The following is a 4,793-nucleotide window of genomic DNA, read 5'->3' as shown; positions in this document are numbered from 1 at the left end:
CAGGCCGGGGGCCGTGCCCGGGTCCATCGGCAGGACGGCTTCACCTTCGATGCCGGTCCGACGATCGTCACAGCCCCGCAGCTTTTCGAGGAACTCTGGCAGCTCGCCGGCCGCCAGCTCGCGGACGATGTGACGCTGGTGCCGATGGATCCGTTCTACCGGATCCGCTTCGCCGACGGGACATCCTTCGCCTATAGCGGCGACGTGGATCGCATGCGCGCCGAGGTCGCGCGCTTCGCACCGGACGACGTCGCGGGCTACGAGCGCTTCATGGCTCACAGCCGTGCCGTTTGCCGGATCGGCTTCGAGCAGCTCGGTCATGTGCCTTTCGGCAGTGTCGGATCGATGCTCAAGATCGCACCCGACCTGTTGCGCCTGTCCGGACACCGTTCCGTTTACGAGGTGGTGGCGCGGTTCATCCGCGACGAGCGGCTGCGCACGGTGTTCAGCTTTCACCCGCTGCTGATCGGCGGCAACCCGTTCCGAGCCAGCGCCATCTATTGCCTGATCGCCGATCTCGAGCGGCGTTGGGGCGTCCACTTCGCCATGGGCGGGACCGGGCAGCTGGTCGATGGCTTGGTGCGTCTGATCCGGACACAGGGCGGCCGCCTCCGCCTCGGCGTCGACGTCGCGCGCATCCAGGTGGAGGAGGGCGCTGCCACGGGTGTCGTACTGACCAGCGGCGAGGTGATCGGCGCCGACCTCGTGGTCTCCAACGCCGACTCGGCCGTGACGCATGCGAGTCTTCTGCCGGAAGCGCAGCGCTGGAGCCGCACCCGGTTTCGGCGGGCCCGCTCGTCGATGGGGCTCTTCGTCTGGTATTTCGGCACCAATCGGCAGTATCCGGGGGTAGATCATCATACGATCCTGCTCGGACCGCGGTACCGCGAACTGCTGGCCGACATCTTCGACCGGAAGGTCTTGGCCGAGGACGCGAGCCTCTACCTGCACCGGCCGACCGCCACCGACCCGAGCCTCGCCCCCCCGGGATGCGACGCCTTCTACGTCCTGGCCCCGGTGCCGAATCTCGCGGGTGGCCAGGATTGGCAGGCGCTTGCCGAACCGTATCGGCGCCGGATCGCCGCCATGCTGGAGGCGAGTGTGATGCCCGGCCTGTCGGAGTCCATCGTCACGTCCAAGGTGACGACCCCTCTGGATTTTCAGGACGATTTCCTGAGCTACCGGGGCTCGGGCTTCGGTCTGGAGCCGGTGCTGACCCAATCGGCGTGGTTCCGGCCGCACAATCGGTCGAACACCGTCCGCAACCTTTACCTGGTCGGCGCCGGCACACACCCGGGTGCGGGCCTGCCCGGCGTGCTCTCCTCTGCCCGTATTCTCGACAGCGTGGTCCCCGATGCCCGCGTTACCGCCTGAATTCGCCGCCGCGGCCGACCGCACCGCCTGCCGGGTCGCGATCCGGGCCGGTTCGAAGAGCTTCTTCGCCGCCGGCCAATTGCTGCCGGCCGAAGTCCGCGAGGCGGCCTACGGCCTCTACGCCTTCTGCCGACTCTCGGACGACCTCGTCGACGACGCGGCCGATCCGGCCGGACGACGCGACGCCGTGGCCCGCCTCGAGGCACGCATCGGCCGTGCCTATGCCGGGCGACCCGCCGACGCTCCCGCCGACCGGGCCTTCTCGGAGATCGTCGCCACGTACGCGATCCCGGAGGCCCTGCCGCGTGCCCTGATCGAAGGCTTTGCCTGGGACGCCGAAGGCCGGCGCTACGCCGATCTGGGGGCGCTCCATGCCTACGCCGCCCGTGTCGCCGGCTCCGTCGGCGCCATGATGGCGCTGATCATGGGCACCCGCGAACCGGACGCCCTGGCCCGCGCCTGCGACCTCGGCGCCGCGATGCAATTCACCAACATCGCCCGCGACGTCGGCGAGGATGCCCGGATGGGCCGTCTCTACTTGCCGCTGGACTGGATGGATGCGGCCGGGCTCGATCCGGAGGCATTCCTCGCAGATCCGCGGCCGAGCCCGGCGCTGGCCAAGGTGGTGGCCCGCCTCCTCGCCGAAGCGGACGTCCTCTATGCCCGCGCGGAGGCCGGAATCGCAGCGCTGCCGCGCGGCTGCCGGTCGTCGATCCGGGCGGCCGGATTGATCTATTCCGAGATCGGCCGCGTGGTGGCGGCGCACGACTACGATTCGGTCCAGCACCGCGCCCGGGTCGGAACGGCACGGAAGCTGGTTCTGATCGCCCGCGCAGCCCGCACGCCCGCAGTCGCGGCCAGCCTCGGCGGGCCTTCACTGCCGGAAGCCGCCTTCCTGATCGAGGCTGTCGCGCGCGAACCGCTCGTGCCGACGCGTCGGCGCCCGGCGCTGCGGCCGTGGTGGGATGTCGGCGGCCGGGTCGTGCACGTCCTCGATCTGATCGAGCGGATGCGTGAGCGCGAGACGTTCGGCCGCTCGGCGCCGTCCTGACCTGCGGCCTGGAGGACATCGGTGAGCGACGGGCTATTCGCGGCTTTCGATATCGGCCTCGTCTTCGCCCTGGCTTTTGGGGTGGGGATTTGGCAGCTCATCGTGGTCCGCCGCAGCATCCGGCGTGATCGCGATCGCAAGCCGGACTGAGGCGATCTGCACCGCACAGGTCCCGGCCGACTGGCCAGGCGCTGAAAGCGCCCCTCGGCGGATCCGGGCTCTGTCAGCGACGGGCGACGTCAGGCCCCAAATTCGCCCTCCAGCACGTCACGCTCCCCGCCACAGGGCGGCGGCCGGTCGCCATCCGCACCGGCCTGCGTGAAGGCGATCGGGAGCGTGGGTCCTGCGGCCCGTCTTCTACTGCAGGTGACGGGTATAGGTGTCGCCGGCAGCCGCCTTGAGGGCGGCTCCCGCCTCCTGGCCGATCCGCTCCGCATCCGCCACGGGCCCCTGTCGGGACGCGGACCAGTGGCGGCTGCCGTCGGGCAGGAACAGCAAGCCGTCGATCCGCAGGACATCCCCGTCGATCTGCGCCAGGGCGGCGATCGGCGTCCGGCAGGATCCATCGAGTTCCGCGAGCAGCGACCGCTCGGCCGACACGGCGATGGTGGTCCGGGCGCAGGCGATGGGCGCCAGGAGGTCGCGGATGACCGCGTCGTCCGTACGGCACTCGATGCCCAGTGCCCCCTGTGCCACCGCCGGCAGCATCTCCTCGACCGACAGGACGCTGCGGGCCATGTCTTCCAGCCCGAGGCGCTGGAGGCCCGCCAGGGCGAGCAGCGTCGCGTCGCATTCCCCGGCCTCGAGCTTGCGCATCCGGGTGTTGGCGTTGCCCCGCAGCGGCACGACCCGGAGATCGGGCCGCCGCATCAGAACCTGCGCGCCGCGGCGCAGCGACGAGGTCCCGATCCGCGCGCCCGCCGGCAGCCCCGCCAGACCGTCCGCGTGCGGCGACAGGAATGCGTCCCGCGGATCGTCACGTTCGAGGATGCAGGCGATGGTGAGCCCGTCGGGAAGCCAGGTCTCCACGTCCTTCATCGAGTGCACGGCGACATCGACTTCGCCGGCGAACAGCGCCTGCTCGAGTTCCTTGGTGAACAACCCTTTGCCGCCGATCTCGGAGAGCGGCCGGTCCAGGATCTTGTCGGCCACGGTGGTCACGACCACCAACTCGGTCTCCAGGCCCGGATTGGCGGCGACGATTTGGTCCCGCACCATGCCGGTCTGCGCGAGCGCCATCGGAGAGCCGCGGGTGCCGATGCGCAGGGGGCGGTTCAACATCTGGTTCCGGATCACTTCGCTGGACGAGACACTGCCTTATAAACCGAGCGGGGCGGCAGGCCATGGTCCGTCTCGCGGTTTCGAAGCGGCAAAGCGCGATCGTGAAATCCAGTCTTGCCCCGCTTTCGCCGGACTGCGCTCCTAGCGGGACACCGGCGTAGTTCGGAGCCAACGGGTGTTGTCGCGATGCTGATCATGCCGAGCCGACGGCAAGTCCTGACGGGGCTCGCTGCAGGCGCGGGCATCACCGCCGCCACCGGCGTCTATGCCCTCGACATCGAGCCGCTGCATCGGCTGGTGGTGACATCCTATGCGCCGACCCTGCCGCGGTGGGATCCGTCGCTGCAACTACGGGTGGCGGTCCTGGCGGATTTCCACATCTGCGAGCCGTTCATGCCGTTCGACCGGGTGGCGCAGATCGTCGAAGCGACCAACGCGCTCGAACCGGATCTGGTGCTTCTGCTCGGCGATTATCCGGCCGGGCGGATCGCGTGGCGCAAGCTGCCGCTCGATCAGTTCGCCCGGATGATGACCGAGCTCAAGGCGCCCCTCGGCACGCACGCGATCCTCGGCAATCACGATTGGTGGGACGACCATACGGTCCAGAGGAACGGTCGCGGCGTGCCCGCGGTCAGGCGCCTGCTGGAGGCACAGGGTATCCCGGTTCTCGAGAATCGTGCGGTGCGCCTGGTGAAGGACGGCCGGCCGTTCTGGCTCGCCGGTCTCGGCGACCAACAGCCCTTCTTCGACGCGTGGAACACGTTCAGCTTGGCCGACCTGCCGCGAACGCTCGATCCGATCACCGATTCGGCACCCGTGATCCTGATGGCGCACGAGCCCGACATCTTCGTCGCCGTGCCCGACCGCGTCTCCCTGACCCTCGCCGGGCACACCCATGGCGGCCAGATTCGCCTGTTCGGCCACGCCCCCGCGATCCGCAAGGTGCAGGGACACGACTATTCCTACGGCCATGTCATCCAGGACGGCCGCCACATGATCGTCTCGGGCGGGTTCGGGATGAGCCGCATCCCGGTGCGGATGGGCGTCCCTCCCGAGATCGTCCTCCTCGAACTCGGCAAGACGGACG

General features: G+C 69.5%; 5 protein-coding genes. 3 read left to right on the top strand and 2 right to left on the bottom strand.

What is annotated here, in order from left to right; translation table 11 throughout:
* Positions 1 to 1,374: phytoene desaturase family protein (gene crtI, locus I53_RS11590; RefSeq protein WP_043350734.1), on the top strand; the 1,374-nt coding region annotated here is incomplete at its 5' end.
* A complete protein-coding gene (locus I53_RS11585) occupies positions 1,355 to 2,425 on the top strand; it encodes a phytoene/squalene synthase family protein (RefSeq protein ID WP_043350731.1) in 1,071 nt (356 codons plus the stop codon). The genes crtI and I53_RS11585, both read left to right, overlap by 20 nt.
* Positions 2,426 to 2,458: 33 nt before the next feature.
* On the opposite strand, the gene I53_RS35735 is transcribed toward I53_RS11585, so the two are convergent.
* Positions 2,459 to 2,587 carry a hypothetical protein gene (locus tag I53_RS35735; RefSeq protein WP_286009579.1) on the bottom strand — a complete coding sequence of 43 codons (129 nt, stop codon included), beginning with the start codon at positions 2,585 to 2,587 and terminating at the stop codon, positions 2,459 to 2,461.
* Between the two features lie 195 nt (positions 2,588 to 2,782).
* Positions 2,783 to 3,706: a hydroxymethylbilane synthase gene (gene hemC / locus I53_RS11580; protein WP_043350729.1), complete on the bottom strand. Its 924-nt coding sequence runs from the start codon at positions 3,704 to 3,706 to the stop codon at positions 2,783 to 2,785.
* 186 nt (positions 3,707 to 3,892) lie between these two features.
* Here hemC and I53_RS11575 point away from each other — a divergent pair.
* A partial coding sequence (locus I53_RS11575) for a metallophosphoesterase (RefSeq protein ID WP_043350726.1) occupies positions 3,893 to 4,793 on the top strand: 901 nt, incomplete at its 3' end.

Origin of the sequence: Methylobacterium sp. B1 (assembly GCF_000333255.1) — a bacterium.
Lineage (GTDB): Bacteria > Pseudomonadota > Alphaproteobacteria > Rhizobiales > Beijerinckiaceae > Methylobacterium > Methylobacterium fujisawaense.
This window is presented reverse-complemented; position numbering and strand designations above follow the sequence as displayed.